We start from the raw sequence: 25136 nt of genomic DNA, 5'->3' as shown, positions 1-25136 counted from the left end.
ATTAAATTTTCGGTAATCTTACGCTTTTACCTATCTCTATTTTAAGAAATAAATTGAGCGTTGCGGAATTTGAATATAAAAGGGAACAGGGAACAGGGAACAGTATAGGCGTTAAACAAGGATTTAAACCTACTGTTCCTTATTCCTTCAACCAAAGGTTGGTGAAAGTACACTAATTAACTAGCGATCGCTACTGACTTTTTACGACTGGGACGCTTACGGTCTGATTTTTTCTTTAATCCTACAGCTTGCGCTTGATCACTATCGGAACCATATTGTCCCCTAACAACTTCCTTCATGGCTAATACCGCATTGTGAAATTCCCACTCGGCTAATCTCGCCGCATCAGTCGCCGCACGGTATAAAGCGAGTTTTTCAGTTTCTACTTGTTGCAGCGTTAACATTTTTTGATAAGCTACTTGCAACGTTTCTTCTGTGGCATCAGCACGGGTGGTTGTGTAGTTAATAATCGTTTGCAAACCGTGTAAGGAAGTGGTGTCTTGAGTAATTGTCTGACGAGATAAACGACGTGTAGTATCTTGGGTAGGCATGGATGTTTCCGTATAGGGATACATATTTAAAGTACCCATTGCAACTGTAAAATTATCAGTAGATTACTTTTTTGCCTAGGATAAGATTTAGAGTAAGCGTGCAGTTTGATTGTCAACTGCTACATTGTGAATGTGAATTGTTACATTGATGATGTGAGCAGTCGCATTCATAATGTAAGCGATCGCATTGATGATGTGAGTCGTTACATTCACAATGTAAGTCTCTACATTCGTTATGTGAGTCGTTACATTCACATAATCATGATATTATATTTAACTTAAAAGCCAAGATTCTAAAGTCAGCATTTCTACTTGCTGAATCCGGCGAAAATCATTGTCTGTCGAAACTAAAGTGAGATTATAGTAAATTGTAGTAGCTGCAATCCAAAGGTCATTATCTCCAAAACCAAGGGATTGCAAGTTAAAATTTCGTCGTTGGGCTTTTTCTTTAGGCCCAAAAGCATTTACCAACTTGCCTTTAAGATTGCCATAAACCTCAGAAATTGATAAATTAATCGGATAAATATCAATTGTGTCTAAAAATCCTCTGACCTGCTGAAGATTAGCAATACTTTGATCAGATTTAGCCGCCATGTAAAGAAGTTCTCCACATACTACAACGCTGGTAGCAATGCCCGCTTCGCTATGAGCTTGTAGTTGTTGAATTAAGTTAAAATCACCAAAGATAATGCGACTGCAATGGTTAGTATCGAGTAAGTACATTAAAATTCTGTCTGGGAACGAGTGTCATAAACAAGCTGAAGGCATTCTTCAAAATCGTCTCCCTGCCATGTTTGAGCAAACTTTAGCAAATCTTTAGCTTTAGAACCACGCAAAATTGGTTCTCCCTCTTTTTGCGAAATTTCTAAAGATGAGTTTTGAGATTTCTGTTCTCTAGCTTTAAGATATTCAAGATAATCAAGTGTTTGCTCTAGAATTGATTCAGGTGCTGTTTCAATTGCCGCTAAGAGTTGTGCTTTGATAGAGTTCATGGCTGGCTAGACTATCAGATGTCATGAATATTATTTTAACTTTACTACAATATAAAAAAACAAATTTTTATAACTTAATCTCTTCTGGCAAAATAGTTGAAAGCTTTAATTCTGATTGACAAAGATTGAGATAAATTTGCGCGACTTGATCTAAGGGGTTTTGTTGTAAGCAATTTTGAAAATGTTGGGCGGCTAAGGTAAATTGTTGTGCTTCGTAAAGTGTCAGTGCTGCGGTAAACAATTCTTTAGTTACTAATTTACCTTGGCAAACTTCTGCAACATCGGCGGTAAATACTTCATGAACAGTCACAGCCGTAATTTTACCTTTGACTTTTACCTGTCCAACTATGCGAATATAAGAGCGATCGCAATTTTTTAACCGTTGAAATGTTTGGTCTGTAATTAATAATGGTGTGTTGAATGTTTTTGTTAAGCCTTCTATTCTTGAGGCTAAATTTACAGCATCACTAATTACTGTTCCATCCATGCGATTAAATCCGCCAACTGTGCCTAAAATCAATGAACCAGTGTTAATACCAATGCCAATTTGAATGGGGGTTTTACCTTGGGTTTGCCGTTCTTGATTATAAGTTACTAACGCTTGTAACATGGCAATGCCGGCTTGTACTGCATCATCGGCATTTCCCGCAAATAAAGCCATGATGGCATCGCCAATATATTTATCAATGAAACCATTATGTTGAATAATGATTGGTTCCATACAACTCAAATATGAGTTGATAAATTGAAAGTTTTCGGCGGGTGTTAAAGTTTCTGATAAAGTAGTGAAGGAACGAATATCGGTAAATAATACTGACATTTCTCGCTGGACTTGATCGCCTAACTGCACATCAACAATACTTTTTTTATTGAGAAATTGCAGAAATTGACGGGGAACAAAGCGTTCGTAAGCTTGGTTGAGGGCGGCTAAGTCGGTGTATAAACGAGCGTTTTCAATAGAAATCGCCGCCTGCGCGGAAAGTAAGTTAAGTAACTCTAAACGATCAGGAGTAAATGCGCCTGTTGTTAAGTTATTTTCTAAATAGATAATACCTGTAAGTTTGCCTTGGTTAATTAAGGGCGCACATAAAAGCGATCGCGGTTGAAATTGGCGAATGTAAGCATCGCGGATAAATTCGCCTTTGCGGGCAGCATCGTTAAGCACTACACTAGTTCTGGTACGGATAACATAATTCACAATTGCCACAGATAAAATCTGGCTATCTTCAATTGTTAGTGATTCCAATACCTGAATATCATTTTGCTCAACGCTGGCTTGGGCTTCAATTAAAAATTTACCTTTGGTTTCTAATAACAAAAACCCTCGCTGCGCTCCAGCATTTTCCATTAAAATTTGCATTAAGTTAGCCAGCAATTTATCTAACTTAATTTCTCCTGATAAAGTTTGCGAGGCTTTCATTACCGTCATCAAATCTAGTGAGGCGGAACCGCTGCTACTTGTGACACTGTTGGCGTTGGTGTTTTTGCTAGAAAGATGGGGGATGGTGATTCTTTCTGTCTTGCGGCTTAACAGTTGGGGATATTGAGTTTCTAGATATTTAACTTTAGCAGTTGCGCCCCATTGTAAATAAAGATAGGCAGCATCTTGCATATATCCTTGCGCTACCTTCTGTTTATTTTGGGCAAGATAAAACTTGGCGGCTAATTCATTTGCTAAAGCCGCTTCGTTAGGATAGTTGTTTTCTTGGGCTAAAGTAATGGCAAGATCATAACAAGCGATCGCCTCTGCTGTTTCGCTGTGGACTCGATGCCATTCTGCTTCAACTAATGCTAATTTATGGGCGTAGTTACTTGGTGCAGATTGCGCCCAAGTTTTTAGTTTTTTCTGATTTGCTGTTACCTGCTTGAGTAAGATTTGCCTTTCCGTTACAGTTTTTGTTGATGCTAAGGCTAACCGCGCTAAAGAATCATAAAAGTTGAACCAACCAATGATGAATAATGCCACTACAGCATCTAAATAAGGTATTGCTAATTCAGCATTTTGGCAAGCTGTATTGTAGTCTTCAAAGTAATAATTTAGTGTTAAAAGATGAGTGTACACAGTAAAAGTTGCTGTGCGATAATTAGTCTCGATATGTAGGGGTAACGTTGTAGTTGTATTGTAAAACTCCCCAACTAACTCACAGGGATTGGGATTTTTACCCTGCAAATTGGCGATCGCCTGACGATAAATTTGAATTAAATCAAAAACTGGCTTTTTCTTAAACTTCTGAATTACTTCGAGATAATTAGCTAAACTTTTATCTACTTCTTTTAAATCTTGACCACAAAAATAACTGTGACTAGTACCAACATTCGCAGCAAAAGCGGCATATTCAGTATCACCTGTATCTCGGCCAACTTGAAACGCAATTTGCAATGCAGGTAAGGTATTAGCAATTGGTTCGCGCCAGTGACGCACAAAACTATTCACAACAAACAGCACTCTGGCTTGTAGATTTTTGGCGTTAAAACGTTCTATCAGTTTTAACGCTAACTCACCAAACTCATATCCCCCTGTTAAATCTCCCACTACACCACACAAAATCAAGCCATAAGTAGCATAAGCAAAAGCTGATTCTGGCGCGTTACCATGTATGGCTGAGAGTTCCACCTGTTTAAACACAGTTAAAGGAAACAAGTTTGGCGCTGCGAGATAAGTTGATGAAGCGATACTCGCTAAGATGCGAATAGCCGCTAATTTAGTCGGGTTAGCCAGTCTGGGTAAATCAGCTAAGGTTTGCACCTGTCTACCAGTCAACGCCAGTTTAGTTTTCAACAGTCCCAAAAGAATTTGCAATTGTCCAGGGTTAGCTGCTAAAGGCACCCCCAACAGTTTGAGAACTTGCAAACCTAATTTTGCAGCTGTTAATAATTCATCTCTGGCGACGAGAGATTGAATTTTGATGCTATATACTTGGACTTGATCAATTGTTGTTTGGGCGTGACGTAACACCACTTCAATTAATTCGTCCATATATTCAAACGCCGCCGCCAAATAAGCTGCTTCCACGGCGGCTTCGTGCAGAGATAAAGCCAGAGAATAATGTTGTTGCCAACTTGTTGCTGTTAAACAGTTAATTCCCGTTGTGAGGTATTCCAACGCAGGTTCGTAAGCCGCGGAGGCTTTAGCTTTGTTTCCCGCTGTCAAATTTAACTGGGCTAATTGCTGTCGCTGTGTTGCATCTGTGATTAAATCCAAGCCAAAATTTAATTGGTTAACAATATCAAAAATCTTTTCTTCTTGTTCTGCGGTGGTGACGTTTTGTAATAACAGTTGTCCAATTTGCAAATGAACTGCTTGTTTTTCTTTGGTAGGAATCAGTGAATAAGCTGCTTGCTGGACGCGATCGTGTAAGAATTTGTAGACAACATCTAAATTTGTTAAGTTAGCGGCAACTTCGAGATCGCCCACTTGTAATAATTGATAGTCGTTACCTTGAGGGAAAATTAACCCCATTTCCACCGCTTCCCATAACTCTGCGGCTGTTTCTGGCAAAGATTTTTCTTGGACAATTGCCAAGGTTTTTAAATCAAATTGATTACCAATACAAGAAGCTAACTTTAAGGCTTGCTGAGAAGCTGTCGGCAGTTTTTGAATTTTACCCGCCATCAATTCCACAACGTTATCGGTAATTTGCGCCGCCTGAATTTGGCTAAGTTGCCAATCCCATTCACGCCGCTGAAAATCAAATTGCAGTAATCCTTCTGCATACAGCGACTTGAGGAATTCATTCATGAAGAAGGGATTGCCGTTAGTTTTCTGCTGTAACAGTTGTGCTAAAGGCGTTAACTTCGCCCAATCATGACTATTAAAGGTATCACTCAAGAGTGCATGAATTTGCGGCAGTTCTAACGGTGTTAAGGTGATTTCATGAATGATTACCCCGGCTGATTCTAAAGAAGCGATCGCACTCCGCAATGGATGGGTGGAATCTACTTCATGATCTCGATAAGCACCAATCAACAACAAATAGCGGCTGTCTAACTGACTAGTTAACAACTCAATTAATTGCAAAGATGCACTATCCGCCCATTGCAAATCATCCAAAAACATCACTAAAGGATGTTCTTTTTGGGTAAAGACTGTAATAAAGTTTTGGAAAACCAAATTAAACCGATTTTGCGCTTCTTGTGGTGGTAGTTCCACAACAGGTGGTTGCTTCCCAATAATCAGTTCTACTTCCGAAATTACGTCAATAATGACCTGGCCATTATCACCCAAAGCATTTAATAACTTTTCCCGCCAAATATTTATTTCTGTTTCGGTTGCCGTTAAAAGTTGACGAATTAAAGCCGTGAAGGCTTGAATTAAAGAACTATAAGGAATATTCCGTTGAAACTGATCAAACTTACCGGAGATGAAATATCCCCGCTTTTGGGTAATTGGTTTGTAAATTTCCTGCACTAAAGCTGATTTACCAATCCCGGAATAACCCGCAATCAACATAACTTCGCTTTGTCCATGACTAGCCCGATCAAAAGCTATGAGTAAATCTGTAACTTCTTGTTCTCGTCCGTAAAGTTTTTGGGGAATTTGAAATCTATCAGAACTATCTTTCTCTCCTAATGCAAAAGATGTAATTTCCCCTGTGGTGATGAATAAATCGAGGCATTGCTGTAAATCTACTTGCAAACCAAAGGCGCTTTGATATCTGTCTTCCGCCGTCTTTTCTAGTAATTTCATCACTATTTGAGACAGAACTGAAGGAATTTGCGGATTTATTTTCTGGGGAGGAGTTACTTGTTTAGCAATGTGACTGTGGACGAGTTCTACTGGATCTTCACTAATAAATGGTAATTGTTGTGTGAGTAGTTCATAAAATGTCACCCCCAAAGAATAAAAATCGCTGCGATAATCAATCGCCCGATTCATCCTCCCTGTTTGTTCCGGCGAAATGTACGCCAGCGTTCCTTCTAAGATATTCAGATTAAGTAAAGTAGGATTTTCTTTGGACAACAGTGTTGCAATGCCAAAATCAATAATCTTTGTCTGTTGTGTTTGGGAATTGAGGAGAATATTAGCTGGATTAATATCTTTATGAATAATTTGTTGCTGATGAATTGCACCTAAAGCCGCTGCAACTTGAATTGCAATGTGCAGAAAATTCTCCAGCCCCAGAGATTGTTGATTGAGGAAACTCCGCAGCGGTTGTCCACCAAAATCTTCTAAAACTAGAACGAGAGAATTTTTATATTTTTCGACGCTGTAGGCTTGGATAATTCCCGGAACTTGAAAGCGGCGTGTCAGTTCGTATTCAAGTTTAAACCGAGCGATCGCTTCTGGGGTAGGATATTCCTCCCGCAATAATTTCAACACCACTGGTTGGCGATCGGATTCTCGGTACCCTTGATACACCTGAGAACGAGGGCTATCATACAGTTCTTTTAAGATTTTGTACCCTTCCAGTGCGATCATAGATTGCTCAAGCATCAGAGCTATTTTTACCAGCCTAACCAGTATAGTTTGCACGCTTTTAAAAGTGACAAGAGTGCTGTATTAGTTTTTCTGAATTAGGTTCAGCAAGACTACCTAAAATCAAGGCATTTCGCTCAAAATACAAAAAGCTCAGTGTTTTAGCCGCACTGAGCTAGAATAAACTCTCTAAAATTGTGGGTAATTACCCAGCGTTTAAGCTTAAACCCCTAGTTTTTATTGTCCGCCGCCGTAGTTACCGCCATCATTACTGTAAACAGGACGACAGATGTATTTGGGATAACGGCGAGACTCATTTCCATCAGATGGATATGATGGTTGTCCGTCCGAGGGGAATTGTCCACCATAAGTTGGTCTTCCACCGGATATCGGTCTTCCACCAGCTTGTCCACCAGATAAAAGCTGCTGTTCTTCTGTTGATAAGTCAACAAATAAAGTAGATGTGATGAATTTATTTGACATGATTGTTTGCCTCACTTAGTTAATAGGTAGATAAAACCTATGCTTTGATTATTGATTATTTTATTCTTGAATAAATTATTCTCTGGTTATAGTTTATTTGCTTTTTACTCATTCTTTTGGTTTAGTTTGCACCCAAAATTAAGAGCATTTGCTATTTTAAAAAAGATAAAAACTTTAAATGTTCTCCTTGTTGAGAAAGAAATGTTTCTAGTGTACCTTGTAGTTGCACTTGACCTTGATCGAGCATAACAATCCAATCAGCACGATGCACTACACTCGGACGATGAGTAATTAAAATTGTGGTTTTACCTTGGCGGTATGCTAACAAATTATCTAAGACTTGCGCTTCGCTTACAGGGTCAAGTCCGGCTGTAGCTTCATCTAAAATCAATATAGGTGGATTGGTGAGAATTCCTCTGGCGATCGCTAATCTTTGTCGTTGTCCCCCAGAGAGATTAGCACCAAACTCTCCTAACACAGTTTGATAATTATTTGGCAGTTGACTAATAAAATTATCTGCATCCGCAATCTCACAAGCTTTGACAACTTCCTCAAAAGAAATATGGGGAGTACCTAAGCGAAAGTTATCTAAAATAGAACGACTCCAAAAATGCGGTTCTTGCGGTACATAAACTACTTGTTGGCGTAGACAATCCAGGGCAATATCTTGAATATTATAAAAACCAATGCGAATATTTCCCGAATTTAACTCATACAACCCCGCGATGAGTTTTGCTAAAGAACTTTTCCCGCACCCTGATTTCCCAATCAAAGCAATCACATTTCCCCCAGGGAGTTTCAGAGAAAATTCTTCTAACAAATCAACCCTCCCAGCATGATGAAAGGTGACTTGGGAAAACCGAATATCTGCATCCGCTGGTATTTGTACAGTTGGTTTGGGACTCCCGCCAATAACTTCTGGTGTGGCTTCAATTACTTCCAAAAGCCGAGAAACAGCCGTTTGCGAACGAAAATATTCATCCCCAAAACCAACTAAAGAGTTAATTAAATTTAAAACATTAACTTGTAAAGCATTAAAAGCTAAGATTTGACCAATACTTAATTGTCCCTGAATCACTAATAAGCTACCAAATCCTAATAAAACCACCCCACCAATAGTTGAAATTAATCTCGCAACAGTCCCGTTAATAATACCAATTTGAATAGTACTAAATGTGAGATGTGCTAAACGACCAAAACGACTTTGAAATTCATCCCAAAATTGCGGAGCAGCATTCGTCGTTTTAATTACCTGTGCGCCTTTAAATGTTTCTACTAACACACCTTGATTTTCTGCACCCAAAACCAACAAGCTGCGAGTTTTTTGTTGGAGAATTGGCAAAAAAGGTAAAGTGGATGCTGTAATTAATAAAGCAACTAAAATCACTGCCATTGTTAGCTGCCAACTATAAAACAGCATAATACTGAAAGAAATTACCGCAATAAAAAACTGACTGGGTAATAAAATGACGATTTGCGATACTAACTGATTAATTTCATCAATATCTCTTAATCGGCTCGAAATTTCCCCACTGCGGCGCGATTCATAATAACTCAAAGGTAACTGAAGAATTTTTCGCGCAAACTCCATTACCAATCCTAATTGCAAGCGTTGCCCAAAATGAGCAATCATCATGGATTGTACAACTTGCAAACTACTACTAAATAAGCTACTAATAATAACGGCTGAGATCACAACCGTAAGTAACTGTGTATCTCCCCGAACTAAAACATCATCAGTTAATAGTTGCAGCAAAACCGGACTACCAAGCGCCAGTACACCTAAAACAATATTGATGAGTAATACCTGACTCAGCAAACTGCGATAAGGCAAGACACGCTGAAAAAATCGTCCTAAACCCTGCTTTGTTTCTTCAGGAAACTGTACAAAAAACCGCGTCGGATCAGGCTCTAGTAAGAGCATCACTCCATTCCAAGCATCAGTTAATTCTTCGCGGCTAACATAGCGTAAACCGATCGCCGGATCACCAATTACATACTTTTTCCCCCGCTTACCGTACAGCACAACCCAGTGATAGCCGCGCCAATGAATAATTGCAGGTAAATTAATTTCTGTAATTCTATCTGCGATCGCTGGTGCAGCTTTAACGGCTCTGGCATTAAATCCCAACGTCTCACAGCCGCGTTTGAGTCCTAATAAAGTAGTGCCTAAATGTCCAGTGCCTACCGCTTCTCGGCTTTTACTCATGCTTAAGAAGCGTCCGTAATGTTTGCAAATGCTAACTAGACACGCGGCTCCACAGTCCTCTTCACTAGATTGTAAAACACACTGATATTTCTTCTGGCGTTTAAATAAACCAAACATAATAATTCGTAATTAAGATAAAAAACTTTTTTTATACCTTCTGCCTTTTGCCTTTTGCCTTTTGCCTTCTGCCGTCTGCCTTTTAAATATCTGCAATAAATCTCGCCTTTCGCAGAATGAACTGCATAACAGTTTCTTGACGAGAAATAATATCAGCGCGTCCTTCCATTCCAGGTTTGAGATGACATTGGCGATCGCCTCTACCAACAAATGAAGTTTGCGGTACAATTGTCACTTCATAAGCTGGCGCTGGCTGTAAAGTAGGCGATGTAACGTTTTTTTGTACAGCTAAAGCATCTGGCGCGATTGTGGTTACAGTACCCTGAAGTGTGCCGTAATCTGGATAAGGACAAGCCGAAATCTGCATTTGTACTTGTTGATTTGCTTTTACCTTGTCGATATCTTGCGCGGGTACTCTCGCTTTGATTTGCAATGGTGCATCGAGGGGCGCAATCTGGGCGATCGCTTCACTGGGTTGTACAATTTGTCCAGGGTTGCGGAGTTTAAATTGCAACAAAATTCCCTCACTCGGCGCGCGAATTACAGTCTTACTCAAGTCATTTTCGGTTTGTTGCAGTTGTTTTTGTGTGCTGTCTAATTGTTTGTGAAATTCTGTGCGTTGCTGAAGCAAGGTTTCTCTTTCCTTTTTCAAAGCCGCTATATCTGCTGCTTTTTTCGCCTGTTCTTGCTGAATACGCGCAGACGCGACAGCTACAGGCGAATCACTAGGATTGAGTGCAGTTTTCACTTTAATTAAGTTGGTTTCAGCAATTGTCAGTGCTTGATCTTTTTCTTCTAAGCTATCTTTCGCATTGGCTTTGGCTTGTTCTAACTTAGTTTCCGCCACTTTGACGGCTTGTACTTTTTCTTCTAAACTATTTTTGGCATTTTCTTGAGCTTGAGCAAGTTTAGCTTGCGCCGAAATCACCGCTTGTTCTTTGTCTTCCAGAAGATTTTTCGTATTGGCTTTGGTTTGTACTAATTTAGCTTCCGCTTCCTTGACTGCTTGCGCTTTTTCTTCAAATAAATTAAGTGGCACGGCTCCTAGTGCTACTATCGACTGCAAGCGATCGCGTTGTAGCTTCGCCATTTGTAAAGCTGCTTCGGCTTCTTGCACAGTAACCGTTAAAAGTTGATCACGCTGTAATCTATCTTTTTGCTGTTGGGCGATTTTCAAGGCAGTTTCCGCTGCTTGCACCGTTGATTGGATTAATTTTTCTCGCTGCAAGCGATCGCGTTGCACTCTAGCTAACGATAAGGCGGCTTCTGTTTCCTGCACAGTCGTAGTTAAGAGTTTTTCTCGCCGTAATCGGTCTTTTTGTAATTTTGCTAAAGTCAAAGCTGTTTGTGCTTGCGTCATTTCCGCAAAAGCTTTAATTCGCTGATCTTGATAGTTGCGTTCAGTCCCACTTAATTCTGCTTGCGCCGCGAGAATCGTCCGGTTCATTAATTCTGTTTGCGCCGCCAGTTGCAGATTAATTTCACTTAGTTGAGCATCAATTTGACTGAGTTGTAATTTACCTTTTTGAATACTACTTTGTTGCTGGCTTTTCTGATTTTGCAGTTGCGAATCATCAACATAGGCGATCGCTTGGCCTTGTTTAACTATCTGATTATCTTTCGCATCGATTTTCAGCACAGTTCCAGTAATAGCAGACTCAACAATTTTCAGTTCTCCTAAAGGTCGAATTGTTGCCGGAACTTTAACTGTGACATTGTATTTAAGAATCGAAGCTAAAGTTACTCCCAGCACAACAATACTGATCATTACGCTCCCAGCAACAGTAATCCATTTACCGATACTGGGGATAAATTCATTCACATCAAATATAGGGAGTTGTTCTGAATTCAGGTCACGAAAACTACTATCAGCATAGTTTGACTGAGTGCGTAATAAATTCACTATCTTGCACCTTGTTTTTGAGATTGATATATAAACTGAAGCTTGCATAAATAACTCGAAATTATTTATCTTTACCGTTAGGATGAACGATAAATAATTTTTTTAGTGATGCGCTTCATCATCTGATTGCCAATTTCAGATATGATAAACTAGCTATCTTTAGCAAGAAGTAAAAAAGAATATTTAGACAAAATTGTGTGTACCCCATAGCGAAAAAATAAGCAAATTGCCGATTTTAGCCGTAATGCGATCGCTCAGAGCAATTATTGCCTAAATTCCCTTAATAAAAAGCAGGCAACATCATCACAAATAATCCTTTATAATCAATTATGGGGGAGGAGAAAAGTGTGCCAAACAAGCACAACAATAACTTTTCTCATATCTCTAACGTGGGCAACGCGGAGAGAAAATAGAGGAGAATGCTCAGACTCATTCAAAGGCCTCACTTACCTTGAGCGAGCAATAAATATCTCCTCTCCCCTCTTCTTAATAAGGGCAAAACAATTGCCAAAATTACCTTTAGCACTATCAAAGCACTCATAATTACAAAGAGCGCAGAGATAGCTAATATCATAGAAATTATTCAGCGCAAAAATTGCCAGATCTCATATGTACCAGCAGCAAATACTTTTAGTCGTTGATTATGTAACTCGCTCAACAACTCTGAAACAAATATTGGATGTGACATGATTGTTAGCCTCATTTACGTTTGGTGGATTGACCACCTAAGTAACCAACTATAAGCACTGTTTGTCAGGAAATCATAAATCTATAGATAGAAATAAAAACAATAGTTTTACTACTCGCAGTAGATATAAAAAAATCTTTTATGTGTTCAACATATCCTAGTAGCCTGCAAGAAAAAATCGTACTTCCTGGTGAATAATTCCAGTTTTTGTCGTGAAGAGATTATTTATACAACAAACCTTAAATTATCGGGTGTATTGAAGCAAAACATAAGTCACCCAATTAAGTAGGGTTTGCTGAAAAAGTGATCTGTGAGGACAGGGAACAGGATAAGAAATAACAGAGGTATACTGAGTTTTTTTCTCCAAATCAAATATGATTCCTATATGTGAAGAAAAAGTAACTATGCTAAAATCCTCTTCACTTCTGCCTCCTGCTTCGATAAATATTCACTAAATTCTTTCTCAGTTTAGTTAGCTAACAATAGTTGCATTAATACAAAGGCCAGGCTGGCACTACCTAACGGAACAGTTAAATTATCAACACCCAAAAAGGAAATAGCCTCTAGACCAGTAGCTGCGATCGCTACAACCAATGATACCAGCCAAACTTGCCAGATATTTCCTTGCACACCTAGCAAAATTAAACTACTAACCACGTAGCTGGCTAAGGTCATCGTCAAAGAGCCTTCCCAGCTTTTACTTGCCCCAAAAACTTTATACTTATGTTTACCAACGCGTTGACCAACCAATGCAGCTAGACCATCTCCCCAAGTCATCGCCATAATACCTATCGCCGCATATTGGGGTTGTTGCAAATACCAGAACCACCCAACTAAAATACCAAAACTCACAGCATAAAAAAACGTTCCTAAGCTTTGGCGACCAACACTGTTAATTCCCGGTAAAATCGGCAATCGATAAGATAACAAAGTCACAATACTCGCTAAAATCGAAGCTGTAATGCCTACACTCGCCGGGATATCTAGCCACCAAGCTAACAAAATCACATTGCCAGTACCAATATGAACTATTTTCCTGACTATTTCGGAATCATCAGTAGCAACCCGACTTACCACCCATGAAACTAGAAGGATAAACAATACCCAAACTGCAACTATGGTAATTTGCAGCCACAAAGGGGGAATTGATGTTAAACCAAGGATCAGAGTTAACAAGGATGGTACACGCTAAAAATTTTTACCCTTGTTTCTAATTTATAAGATTTGGGCAACAGAAATGAAAATATTATTTATATGGCTAATTCGGGGTTACAGAATGTTTATCTCGCCGTTGTTTCCCCCAACTTGTCGCTTTCAGCCAACTTGTTCTATGTACGCTATCCAAGCAATTGAGCGGTTTGGAGTGGTACGCGGTGGCTGGATGGCAATTTGGCGCATCTTGCGTTGTCATCCATTTCACCCAGGCGGTTATGACCCAGTACCAGAAATCGCACCATCGGAAACAAAACAACAAGATTGTTGTAGTCACACTCAATTGAATTCTGAAAATGAAACTCAACCAAAACCGCGAAATCACTAAAAACCTTTTGCTGTCATCCGCAATCTCTACAGCCTTCCCACTTGAGCAGTGAATTGCTTGATGAGGAAAAAAGTGAAAAATAGCTTGATTTATCAACACTTGCGGATGAATAAAAATTGTACTTGCGTACTTTTACTTTCGTATTTGTTCAGTAATTATTCCTTTAAAAATCACTTTAAATAATTAACGTTGATGATTGTATTTCCAGTGTATATACATAAGTTTTGTAATTAGTTTTTATTAAATGCTTTCAATATAAAAAAGTGAACAAGTCTCTAAAATAAACTGGACACATTCATGGCTAATCCTTTACAAATGGATTCGTGATTCTAAAAAGGCAAGCTATGAAACACTCATTGTTCACTAAATTACTCGCTGCAACAACTTTAGTAACTGGTTTGTGGGTATCTGCTACACCAGCAAATGCGGTTAACATCCAAAGCAGAAATGAAGCCCCGTCCGATTTTAAAGATAATATCCAAGGCTTTAAAGATTTCGTTGGTAAAGAATCTCGTTACTTAGCACCTGAGACAATTGGAGCGCATAAAGTTGATTTATCTCAACTGACACTGAAATATGCTCACGATACTAAAGTATTCTTTATCGGTGAAACGGCTGGTGGTTATCGCAACCGTTTAGATTTTCAAGCAACTGATGGTGATAAAGTCACCACAGGAAAAATCTTTGGCGATACATCTTGTAGTACCAAAGACAGTGCTTTTCAAAATTTTAAAGAGTTTTGTGCAAATCCTAACGATGCTTTAGCTAATAAAACCCAACAAGACAGCCCATTAAATATTGGTGACTGGGTTAGCTTAGGTAAATTCCAAGCTGGTACTACACTTGATTTCCTATTACATTCTAATGATATCAATGGCGGTATCTCCGGCAAAAACAAACAAGGGCAAACTGTTAAAGGTGTGTTTGGCTTAAATGAAGCTACTAACCCAGATGGTTTGCAACACGTAATGACTTATGTGTACAAAAACTTCTTAGTTTTGGGTTATGAAGATTTATGGGGTGGCGGCGATAAAGATTATAATGATGTCGTTTTTGCCGTAGATATTGGTTCTAAAAATGCTGCTGCATTAACAGGTGTTAGTGTTCCAGAACCTTCCGCAACCTTAGCCTTAGTTGGTATCGGTGCAATTGGTGTACTCAAAACTCGTCGCCGTTCTCTGAAAAAAGCTAATAGCTAGTACAAAAAGGCTGAAGTATAAAGTCTGTTCGCCCTTGGCGTTCCCGAAGGGTAGTATGAAATGAAGTAACCCTTAGAGTCCGCTTTTCAGCAATTTATCATGGGTGCTTTATTTCCACCGACTTGTACTAGTAGAATTTCGGATTTTTAATAACTTGATTAGTCAGCTTTTGAAGCTTCAACTCTTCATTATCATTTTTCCACTTGATGCCTATATCAAGGGCGCATCTATCAATATAGATTTACAAGTTTACAATTTCACTACTCACTACTGTTTCAGGGTCACTAAATAAACTTTCTTTTCTGAGTGGTCAAAAAATACTGAATTTTTTGCGTACTTTTTCAAATATTTTCGTATCTGCCAGTATACAACTCAAGCGATCGCTTTCTCTTACTAGATTAAGCGATCGCTTATCACAGTATGAAGTAATTTTAGTCACTCCTGAAGTTAAGTCTGAGAAAATGGGTTTACCTTACCCTCTGCGTTTAAAGGTTATTCCCGATCCTGAACAGCAAGTATCAATTGAAAGTCTAATAGAAGCGACACTTAAATTGACGTTGCTCCATCATGGGGCATTGAAAGAACCTCGCTTACCAGTTCCATTATACGGTTCTGACAAAATAGCTTATAGGCGGTTACAAGGAATTGCTCCAGGTACAGTAGAAGGCGATCGCCAGTTTTGGCTATAGCCTCATATTAATAGTTGCGATATGAATTAAAATTTTTGGTGTTGCATAATAAAGGGATAAACTGTTCTATTACCTATTTCTTCCGTTCAAGAGTATTTGGTAAATCAAACAGGACTGCTGTTTTTATTCAAAAGGCTGCTTAACTTCCGCCAAATAAAGTTTGGGTACACAAGCAAGTGTTGGGATATCCGCGTATGCCAAGGCAGAAATTGTTCATAATAACGGTAAGAGATTCTTTGCAAAGAATAACCTTGTATAGCAAAATGCCAAGGTTTAATCGGCCCGATAAAATGCATAATTTTAATATCTACGTTAGATACACAGGGAAATAAAATTCCAGTTTCCGAAACTTTAGTGTAATGTGATGAACTTTTTTCTATTTCGGAGATAAATGTATTATAAATATCGGGTAGTTTTTCTTTAATGGCATTTCTCCAACAAATTATATTTAAAAATCCTTGATCGGGATTTTTAAAAGAATTCCATCCATACTCTGCTGTTAACGAGAGAAATTCTTGATGTAATTTACCATTACTCCAATATTCCATATCAAATAGAACTACGCCAGTATTAATACAATCTGTTGAGATAGGCACACCCTCCTTTTGCATAATAATTTCAGGATTCACATATTCAACTGATAAATTCCTGTCAAAACGCCTAGCTAATAAATGTCCATCCATTTCAAATAGAGGAGTTAAATCACCAAATATAAGTGTATCTCCATCAACATATAAAACTTTTTGATAGTGACTGAGGAGATGTACATAAAATATAAAATACACTCCTATCCCTAAATCTGTCCGCAAACCTAACTTTAGCTCTGCGGGATCAATAATGATGATTTCACAGCCTTTAAATAATTCCCGAACTGCTAATGAGTCGTCATCAATGATGACAGCAATCGGAATATGAGGATTAGAAATACGGCAGCTTTCAATGGTGATTCGCATTCCTTTGGCAGCGTAATCCCAATTGTGCTGAATACTCGCTGCCAAAAAAATACAGTATGGGGAGTTTGAACGAGATGGATTTGCTGCCGAGTATTGTTGTGCAATCATCAATTCCTGGTTGCCAATTTGATCAATTATTGGCTGACCAGTATTTCATACAAATCAACTTTTTTCAAGTTTACTTGTGACAAATCAACATTACTGAGATCAGCTTTGAAAAAGATGGTTTTTTTGAGACTGGCATAACTTAAGTCTGCTTTGTTCAAGTTGGCTCCAGTTAAGTTTACCGCATGAAGATTTGCTCCCGCTAAGTTAGCACCACTCAGGTTAGCGTAGCTCAAATCTGCATAACTTAAATCTGCACCACTGAGGTCAGCATTTTGTAAATCTGCTAAACGTAGGTCTGATTTCTGTAGAGAAGCTTTATGTAAGTCTACGTTACTCAGGTTAGCCCGAATTAGATTAGCGGCTTTTAGGTTTGTCCAAATTAAGTTAGCACCACTGAGATTAGTTCTCCACAGACATGATGCAGCCAAATTTGCTTCAATGAGGTTGGCTCCACTCAGGTTGGAATGAGATAGAGTCACGTTCACCAAACTAGCCCGATCTAAATTAATCCCAGCTAAACATACTTCACTAAGATTAACTGAGTGCAGGCAAATCTGAGTGAAATTTCTCTCTCCTGTCTGATAGCGTCTGAGAAGTTCATCAGCATCCATACAGCCTGCCTTCCAAATGATCATTTATGTAACTTGATGTAGTTGAAATTGGTCAATAACTGTACACCTGATCTGACTTTGCACTTAAAGTCTGAGGAAAAATGCTGGAATGCATTAATTCATCCTCTGTAAAGAAATATAACAAAAACGTTACAAAACTACAATATTTTCTCAGCTATAGGTTGATAGTTCCTATTTATAGGAGAGATAAGTAAGTCGGTGGCAAAGGCAGGAGGCAGGAGTGAAGAGGGTTTTAGCAGAGTTGATTTTTCTTCACATACTTTGGTTTGCCTGAGTCGTTCTACTTACAGCAGTCTGATTTGATTGGAGAAAAAATCTATGTAAAGGTTTAGGCTTCCCCCCTAGGAAGGATTTCTCGCAACGTAGCATTAATTGTCCGAGATTTCTATTTGAAGTTTGGCGAAATCTGGCAAGTGTCTTTATCGCAAACAGCGAATGGCTACTAATAGTCCTCTAGCTTTATTTAGCGTCTCTTCGTATTCTTTTTCTGGTTCAGAATCAGCTACCAAACCTGCACCAGCTTGAACACTGACGATGTTATCGCGTACTACCATAGTGCGAATAGCGATCGCACTATTTAATTGGCCTTCAAAATCGTAATAGCCATACACGCCAGAATACACCCCCCGGCGACTTGGTTCTAACTCGTTGATAATTTCCATTGCCCGAATCTTGGGTGCGCCGCTAACTGTCCCAGCGGGAAAACAAGCTTTGAGTAAATCCCAAGCAGTTTTATTTCGTGCTAATTTACCTACCACATTACTCACAATGTGCATCACATGAGAGTAACGTTCCACGACCATCAATTCATCCACGACAACACTACCGCTTTGGCAAACTCGCCCCAAATCGTTCCGTCCTAAGTCAACTAACATAACGTGTTCAGCAATTTCCTTGGGGTCTTGCAGTAAATCTTCGGCGAAGGCTGCATCTTCTTTGGTGGTTTTACCCCGTGGACGTGTGCCGGCAATAGGGCGGACTGTGGCGATAATGCCCTCATCGGGGTCACGTTCGGCTTTCACCATAACTTCGGGACTGGAACCGATAATCTGCCAATCCTGAAAGTTAAAATAAGCCATGTAAGGCGAAGGATTAATTTGCCGCAGCGAACGGTAAAGGGCAAAGGGGTCGCCTGTGTATTCTGTAGAGAGTCGCTGGGAAATAACAACTTGGAAGATATCACCAGCTTTGATGTAGTCTTTAGCCTTTTGGACGCTGGCGCAGAATTCTGGGCGGGTGAAGTTGCTGGTGTACTCTAATTCGGTGTTTTCTGCTTTTTGATTACCGGGAGGTGTCCATTCCAGGATTGTTTTTTGCGGCGACACTGGTAGAGATAACTTAGTGACCAGATTAGTCACGCGATCGCAGGCTGTTTGATACGCTGCTTGTAAATCTACATTCGGGTCACGTAAATCAGCATAAGCGATCGCCCAAATTTTCCGCTTTACTTGGTCAAAAATAATTAATTGGTCTATCTGCATCCATAACCCATCGGGGATGTTGCGCTCATCTTGGGGATGGACTGGGACACGCGGTTCGATCCAGTTAATCAATTCATAACCCCAAAAACCAAATAACCCCCCAATTCCTGGCGGTAGTTGGGGTAACTTGATAGGTTGATAAGGCTCAAGACATTGGGCTAAGGCTGTAAAAGGATCACCAGCAAACACAACTTGTGAACCATCACGGTGTGTCTGGGTGGTTGTTTCGCCTCTGGCTTCCAACACCCATAGCGGATCGCACCCGACGAAACTGTAGCGTCCGATTTTTTCACCGCCTTCCACCGATTCCAACAAAAAGCTGTAGGGCTGTCCAGCACAAACTTTGTACCATGCAGAGACTGGTGTATCTAAATCTGCTACCCATTCTTGATACACCGGGACAAAGTTACCTTGAGAAGCTAATTGAGCAAAATCAGAGAAATCGGGAAAAATCATAAGCTGTTATGGAATGGACGATTAGGGACTGGGCAGGATAAAGAGTTCCGCATCAAGGCTAAGGCATGAAATTAATTTCATACTTTACACTTCACACTTCATACTTTTTCTTACCCAGTCCCCTGGAACCTGTACCTATTTTCTAGGCATCATAGGTTTGTTTACCGCTGAACTTGAGTGCTGAGGGTTCGGGATTTTGGCCAATGCGACGGGGTACATGACGTACTTTCTCACGGCCTGGGTTAACTTTTTCAGGGAAGACACCATCTGCTGGGTGAATGAAGGTGGTTTCTCCGTTAGGCAAAATCCGGTAGATCTTGTAGTCTGTGATTTTGAACTTGCGGAGTTGACCGCCCAAAGCAATGCCGTATTCTTTACGAGCTAAGTACAGCAAGTTTTCGCCTTGGTTCATGGTAGCAGCGCCACCTGTAGGTAATTCAAACACCTGTGCCTTGGGGCTTGTCCAAGTGATAGCGTACTTTTCTTCCTCTTTTGCTTTGGTGAGCAAGCCGCCAGTACTACCAGCGAACAGTGGGGTTTTTCCAGAAAGTGTTTCTGCCATAGAGCATTCTCTCAAGGTTTTTAGGGCATCGTAACACCGCCATTACGATCATATTGCGATCGCGTTATAGTCTGTAACAGTTGTTTGTCATTCGTCATTGGTTATTTGTTATTTTTCATGACAAAGGACAAATGACTATTGACTAATGACTATTTACTCTTCACCTTTATCCGCTTCTCTTCCTGGCTACCCAAAACGATAGGAATGGTGAAATGAAACTGGCTACCTTGGTCTTTACCTGTGGACTCTGCCCAAATTTCCCCACCCCAACCATTGACAATTTGCCGACAAATTGCTAGACCCAAACCTGTGCCGCCCGCGGTACGCCGTAGCGCCCCTTCTTCTTGATAAAAGCGGTCAAATACTACTTCCAAACGATTTGGCTCAATACCACGCCCTGTATCCGCCACAGTGACTTCCACCATCTGAGTGGCATTTTGGATGGCATAAAGGGAAATTTCCCCCTCAGATGGCGTAAATTTGCAGGCGTTGTCGATGAGTTTTGCCAATACTTCCACTAGCCAATCACCATCGGCTTTGACTAAGGGCAGGTTATCGGGAATTTCCGCCGTGATCTTGGGAGGATTTTCCATTGTGGGGCGGGTACGAATGCGGCTGAGTGCTAAATCCACACACTCTTGTAAAGTGAGTGATTCGGGATGCCATTCCACACGGCCGCTTTCTAAGTTAGAAAGGGTGAGAAAATCCTGGACGAGTTTCCGCATCCGTTCGGAATCGGTCAGAGCTGTATTTAACATTACCTGCTGTAATTCCAAAGGCATATCTGGTTCACTGGCGAGGCTTTCTAAGCACACTTGAATGGTAGATAAGGGGGTACGCAGTTCATGTCCGGTAATGGCGATTAAGTTGCTGCGGGTACGATCAAGGGCTTCTAGTTGTTGGTTGAGTTCTTCGAGGTTGGCGTAGGCTTCAGCTTGAATTAAGGCGGCTCCGATTTGGGTGGCGATCGCTTTGACCAAATCAAATTCCCCTGCTTGCCACTGGTGGGGTGGTACGCTGCAATAGTGTAATTCCACAATCCCTAGCAGTCGTCCCTGAGATAACACTGGTTCCATCAACCAAGAACGAATACTAAATTTTTTGGCAATTAAGGAAAGGGCTGTGGAATTACTGATCCGCAAGTCGTTCAGGGTGTCAGCCACACAAACCCCTTCACCTTGCTGCACAACTTCCTGAAATAACAGATTATTATCTAAATCCCAGGTTTGCCCGTACACAGATAAAACACCAGCCGTCAAAAATTCATGTTCAATTGTTGCTTGAGCTTCTGTAGCTTGAGCGCGGTAAATTAAACAACGACTTGCCCCTAAGTGTTGCCCTAATTCTTGGGCAGCGATTTGCAGAACTTCATGGGGGTCAAGCGATCGCCGAATTGCCGTACTAATAGAATTGACCAAACGTTCTTTGCGGGCTTGGGCAATAATTGAGCGATAAGCTTTGTGCAATTTATACTGACTAGCTTGCAAATAAGTCACCAACCGCTGCACAAAGGGATCGGTATCAATATCACAAGCAAATTCGGTTTGTCCGATTTGCGAATAAGTTCTTGGCTCACCAATGCCAAATCGTTGGCGTGCCTCCTTGACTTTGCTGGCTAAGTCTGGTCGATAAACTATAATCCTGTCTAATAACAATTGTGCCGCTTTAATGCTGACTCCCCGCTCGGATGTCCAAACCCCCTCAAACCTGCGTGCTGTGTCTATGTCGAGGCCAGAACTAAACTCTGGTAGTTGCTGATTTTTGGCAATAGAGCCGAGGTTTTCTCGACACACTAAGCAAGTAGCATAATTATCAGCAATCACTACTAAGTGCCACTCTTGAGTTAAAGCGTCATCAGCTTCAAAGGCAACTTTCTCATAGTATTCTGAGCTATTGGCAAAGTCCGTTTCTGGTGCAGATAAAACGTATATTTGATTACTGCGCTGCGCCAACCTTTGATAGCGATGAGCTTCTTGACGATAAAATCGCTCTCGTTGAAAGCTGGCAATTACCAAAGGCCTGTCTAAAGTCGCCGCCAAAACCTGATCTTCCATCGCGTGGGAGAGGGCGGTTAGTGAAGCTTTGAAATATAGCTGGGGCCGCAGATAAGGAATGAACTGTAGCAGATCACTCAGCACGGAAGTCGAAATGCTCATGAATATTGTTTAAGGAGCCACTTTCACAGAAAAAATCCACGTCACAGCTGCATTGTACAAATTACAATGAACTCTCAAGCTAGGCAGGCAGTTGCATTATGTAAAGAATCCTAAACTGCGCTATTAAAAGGCAGTAGCAGTGATTTGCTTCCACTCAATGCTGCTAACTTGTGGACATCGGGACGTTTTAAATCATAAGCTACTACGCTCAATATACATTCTCGAAGGAGTTTAATGCACAAAAATAACTAGTATTTACCAGCATCGCTTACAGGAGATGGTTGTCATTTTTTCCTGGTAAGAGTTTTGGACATATAGACCTTTTGTAATATAGTTCGGTTGATTACCAGCGTACGTCCTAGATGAAAAATAAGACTAGTATCAAATAAGCAAAAGTAGTATTCTTCTGAGAAGATGCTCAAAAAAGATTTTTGGTTCTGATTTGTAATATGTAGCACAGATGTTTATCTCAGTAGATAGCTAAAACCTATATTTATTCTCAGATTAACCTAAGTCAAAAAAGTAAAATTATACCTTGCCAGCTTGCCAGACTTTTAAGACAACCTCTGAAATATGGGAAGTAAGAGACTCTTCGGGAATTTTGAGACTATTAGTTGAAGTCTTATCCATAAACCGAGAATTTATTATGCCTACTACATCTGATATACAAATCACGCTTGATCTGAGAAACCCTCAGTTAGATGACGAAGCATTGGAAAAGTTAACCCAAAGCCTTCGGCGCGAAATGCTTGACTTGGAAGAAGTAAAAGACGTTAAAAGTATTCTCGATCCTAACCCACCAGCAGGTAACAAAGCCTTTGGTGCAGCTATAGTCGGGTTGCTAACAGCTGAGGTGAATGCACAAAATATCAAGAATCTGTTTGGATTTTTAAGCGATCGCCTGCGTGGTAAAGCGATCACAATGGAAGTTGAAGCCAACGGCAAGAAACTCAAAGTCACAGCAAGCAGCCAGCAAGAACTGTTAGCAGCAATTCAGGCAGCCCAACAATTTATAGAATCCACATAAGAGGTCAAAAATGGCTAAGATGGCGCTTGCGATCGGGGTCAGTGATTACGAGCCGGGTTTGACCCCATTGCCTGGAGCTACCAGAGACGTAGAGGCGATCCAGAGAGTATTACAGCACCCTGATATGGGTGGATTTGATGATGTTAAAACGTTGTTAAATCCTGAGCCACTAGTGATGCAGGAAGCAATTGAAACATTGTTTTCGGGTCGTACAAAAGATGACTTGGTGCTGCTGTTTTTCTCTGGTCATGGGGTCAAAGATGACAACGGCAAGCTCCACCTTGCTACTCGTATTACTCGTAAAACCCACCAGGGAGAACTAATCCGAGCAACAGCGGTTCCAGCCAGTTTTTTACAAGACATCATGAGCAATAGCCGCTCTAGGCGACAAGTTGTAATTCTCGATTGTTGCTTTAGTGGAGCATTTGCCGAAGGTTGGTTAGCTAAGGATGACGGTTCTGTAGATGTTAAAAAACAACTGGGAGGGGAAGGAAGGGCTGTCCTCACATCTTCAACTTCCACCCAGTATTCCTTTGAACAGGAAGGATCAGACCTTTCGACTTACACTCATTATCTAGTCGAGGGGATTGAAACTGGAGCAGCAGACCTCGATAGCGATGGTGTAGTTTCAATTGATGAATTACATGAGTATGCCAAAGGGAAAGTCCAAGAAGCTGCGCCAGCAATGAAACCAGAAATCTATGCTGTCAAAGAAGGCTACAAGATCCATCTTGCTCAAGCACCCACCGAAGATCCCAAGTTAAGGTATCGCAAAGAAGTTGAGCATTTTGCCATTCGTGGCATGATTTCTGTTGTAGGACGTAATGCCTTAGATGCACTACGAGATGCACTGGGACTTAAACCTGAAGTTGCTGCGGTAATTGAAGATGAGGTGCTTAAACCTTACCAGGAGTACCAGAAAAAATTGCAGCGTTATGAGCAAGTTTTAGTTGAGGCTATTCAGCGTGAGCATTCTCTTAGTAGCGACACTCAGAACGAATTAAAACGCTTGCAGCGAGTTTTAAACCTCAGAGATGAAGACATTGCTCAAATTGAGGCTCAATTTATTTCCCAGAAAAAAGCAATTAAACCTTCAGGTGTGCCTGGGATAGCGATTCAGGCTCAAGCCCACTTCCACAATCAACTAGATGAATCAAAATCTGAATCATGGTTTACAAATATTGGCAACGTTAAAATCTATTGGTTTGTATGTGGAGCAGCTGTTTTAGTTGGGGTAGCAGGGTTTCTAATCTATACGCAAACAACGTGGATTAACCCGAAATACGCTTTATTACAAAGCCTGCTACAAGAGGGGAAATTCAACGAAGCTGATGATGAAACTGCTCGAATAATGGAGAAAGTAGCTGGTAAACAGCGAGAAGAATATCTTAAAGAAAAAGACTTTGAAAAATTGCCTTGCCCTGATTTAGTCAATATCGACAAACTCTGGATGAAAAATAGTCAAGATCAATTCGGATTTAGCGTACAGAGGCGCATTTGGCAATCCAGTGATGTGAATAATAACTTACAAAAGTTCGCTGTTCGTGTTGGGTGGGCGTATTTAAAGGAAGACGGTTCTTTTATTTATATTATCCCTAATAAGAATATACCCTTTAAACTTAGTAACCCACCAGGGCAACTTCCGTGGGCAGTGACCCTTAATGGTGGCAATCACGAGACGCGCAAGTCTTATATGTCAAGAATTATATATTGTATTCCAAATCGTTAGTTGAGCAGCAATTATCATTATAAAAAATCAAGGGGGCGATCGCCGACTACAATCAAGCCCCCAAACTCAACCCCGATTATGCCGAAGCCTACAACATATAGTGGGTTAGCCAAGTCTAAATTAGGAGACAATCAAGGGGCGGATCAATTCAATCGTCTATGAAAAATACACTATTTTTCAGTTATCGCGGCGGGCTTGCGTACCACGATGCTAAAAGTACTCAGCAGTTTTCCAAGGTCTATCTT

At 40.4% G+C, this 25136-nt stretch carries 20 protein-coding genes; 6 read left to right on the top strand and 14 right to left on the bottom strand.

Annotated elements, in window-relative coordinates:
• Positions 1 to 176 precede the first annotated feature (176 nt).
• From IQ244_RS01340 to IQ244_RS01305, 9 genes are all read right to left on the bottom strand, one after another.
• On the bottom strand, positions 177 to 551 hold the full coding sequence (locus IQ244_RS01340; protein ID WP_193889312.1) for a hypothetical protein: 375 nt from the start codon (positions 549 to 551) through the stop codon (positions 177 to 179).
• An 87-nt stretch (positions 552 to 638) separates the two neighbouring features.
• A complete protein-coding gene (locus IQ244_RS32890; protein ID WP_265578890.1) occupies positions 639 to 764 on the bottom strand; it encodes a hypothetical protein in 126 nt (41 codons plus the stop codon).
• Between the two features lie 60 nt (positions 765 to 824).
• A complete protein-coding gene (locus IQ244_RS01335) occupies positions 825 to 1274 on the bottom strand; it encodes a type II toxin-antitoxin system VapC family toxin (protein WP_193889251.1) in 450 nt (149 codons plus the stop codon).
• Complete coding sequence (locus IQ244_RS01330) at positions 1274 to 1543, bottom strand: hypothetical protein (protein WP_193889250.1); 270 nt, start codon at positions 1541 to 1543, stop codon at positions 1274 to 1276. Before IQ244_RS01330 ends, IQ244_RS01335 begins: the two co-directional genes overlap by 1 nt.
• A gap of 67 nt (positions 1544 to 1610) precedes the next feature.
• A complete protein-coding gene (locus IQ244_RS01325) occupies positions 1611 to 6977 on the bottom strand; it encodes an AAA family ATPase (RefSeq protein WP_228058662.1) in 5367 nt (1788 codons plus the stop codon).
• A 219-nt stretch (positions 6978 to 7196) separates the two neighbouring features.
• Positions 7197 to 7442 (bottom strand): hypothetical protein, encoded by a 246-nt coding sequence (locus tag IQ244_RS01320; RefSeq protein WP_193889249.1) that lies wholly within the window; start codon positions 7440 to 7442, stop codon positions 7197 to 7199.
• 151 nt (positions 7443 to 7593) lie between these two features.
• Entirely contained in the window at positions 7594 to 9768 is a 2175-nt protein-coding gene (locus IQ244_RS01315; protein WP_193889248.1) for a peptidase domain-containing ABC transporter, read from the bottom strand.
• Positions 9769 to 9850: 82 nt separating this feature from the next.
• Positions 9851 to 11671, bottom strand: coding sequence for an HlyD family efflux transporter periplasmic adaptor subunit (locus IQ244_RS01310; protein WP_193889247.1), 1821 nt, complete (start codon positions 11669 to 11671; stop codon positions 9851 to 9853).
• Positions 11672 to 12827: 1156 nt separating this feature from the next.
• Positions 12828 to 13535: a diacylglycerol/polyprenol kinase family protein gene (locus tag IQ244_RS01305; protein WP_193889246.1), complete on the bottom strand. Its 708-nt coding sequence runs from the start codon at positions 13533 to 13535 to the stop codon at positions 12828 to 12830.
• Between the two features lie 61 nt (positions 13536 to 13596).
• Here IQ244_RS01305 and yidD point away from each other — a divergent pair, with 61 nt between their 5' ends.
• The 3 genes from yidD (at position 13597) to IQ244_RS01290 (ending at position 15787) form a co-directional block, all read left to right on the top strand.
• A complete protein-coding gene (gene yidD / locus IQ244_RS01300) occupies positions 13597 to 13899 on the top strand; it encodes a membrane protein insertion efficiency factor YidD (protein WP_193889245.1) in 303 nt (100 codons plus the stop codon).
• A 344-nt stretch (positions 13900 to 14243) separates the two neighbouring features.
• Positions 14244 to 15098 carry a DUF4114 domain-containing protein gene (locus IQ244_RS01295; protein ID WP_193889244.1) on the top strand — a complete coding sequence of 285 codons (855 nt, stop codon included), beginning with the start codon at positions 14244 to 14246 and terminating at the stop codon, positions 15096 to 15098.
• A gap of 329 nt (positions 15099 to 15427) precedes the next feature.
• The gene (locus IQ244_RS01290) at positions 15428 to 15787 is read left to right on the top strand and encodes a hypothetical protein (RefSeq protein ID WP_322746012.1); all 360 of its coding nucleotides are present in this window, start codon (positions 15428 to 15430) and stop codon (positions 15785 to 15787) included.
• Between the two features lie 104 nt (positions 15788 to 15891).
• Here IQ244_RS01290 and IQ244_RS01285 read toward each other — a convergent pair whose 3' ends face one another.
• The 5 genes from IQ244_RS01285 to IQ244_RS01265 form a co-directional block, all read right to left on the bottom strand.
• Positions 15892 to 16848, bottom strand: coding sequence for a glycosyltransferase family 8 protein (locus IQ244_RS01285; protein WP_193889243.1), 957 nt, complete (start codon positions 16846 to 16848; stop codon positions 15892 to 15894).
• Positions 16849 to 16874: 26 nt separating this feature from the next.
• Positions 16875 to 17483, bottom strand: coding sequence for a pentapeptide repeat-containing protein (locus IQ244_RS01280; RefSeq protein WP_322746011.1), 609 nt, complete (start codon positions 17481 to 17483; stop codon positions 16875 to 16877).
• A gap of 416 nt (positions 17484 to 17899) precedes the next feature.
• A complete protein-coding gene (gene trpE, locus IQ244_RS01275; RefSeq protein WP_193889242.1) occupies positions 17900 to 19417 on the bottom strand; it encodes an anthranilate synthase component I in 1518 nt (505 codons plus the stop codon).
• A 142-nt stretch (positions 19418 to 19559) separates the two neighbouring features.
• Entirely contained in the window at positions 19560 to 19979 is a 420-nt protein-coding gene (locus IQ244_RS01270) for a photosystem I reaction center subunit II PsaD (RefSeq protein WP_193889241.1), read from the bottom strand.
• 149 nt (positions 19980 to 20128) lie between these two features.
• On the bottom strand, positions 20129 to 22135 hold the full coding sequence (locus IQ244_RS01265) for a DICT sensory domain-containing protein (RefSeq protein WP_193889240.1): 2007 nt from the start codon (positions 22133 to 22135) through the stop codon (positions 20129 to 20131).
• 646 nt (positions 22136 to 22781) lie between these two features.
• Between IQ244_RS01265 and IQ244_RS01260 the strand changes: the two genes are divergently transcribed.
• Genes IQ244_RS01260 through IQ244_RS33155 form a run of 3 tightly spaced genes read left to right on the top strand, consistent with a single transcriptional unit; the run spans position 22782 to position 24992 of the window.
• Positions 22782 to 23162, top strand: coding sequence for a hypothetical protein (locus tag IQ244_RS01260; protein WP_193889239.1), 381 nt, complete (start codon positions 22782 to 22784; stop codon positions 23160 to 23162).
• 10 nt (positions 23163 to 23172) lie between these two features.
• The gene (locus tag IQ244_RS01255) at positions 23173 to 24891 is read left to right on the top strand and encodes a caspase, EACC1-associated type (protein ID WP_193889238.1); all 1719 of its coding nucleotides are present in this window, start codon (positions 23173 to 23175) and stop codon (positions 24889 to 24891) included.
• A gap of 26 nt (positions 24892 to 24917) precedes the next feature.
• Positions 24918 to 24992 (top strand): tetratricopeptide repeat protein, encoded by a 75-nt coding sequence (locus IQ244_RS33155; protein ID WP_322746014.1) that lies wholly within the window; start codon positions 24918 to 24920, stop codon positions 24990 to 24992.
• The last annotated feature ends 144 nt before the right edge of the window (positions 24993 to 25136 follow it).

Source organism: Nostoc sp. LEGE 06077 (genome assembly GCF_015207705.1).
GTDB lineage: Bacteria > Cyanobacteriota > Cyanobacteriia > Cyanobacteriales > Nostocaceae > Nostoc_B.
The sequence above is the reverse complement of the archived record's forward strand: the minus strand, read 5'-3'. Positions and strand labels throughout refer to the sequence as shown.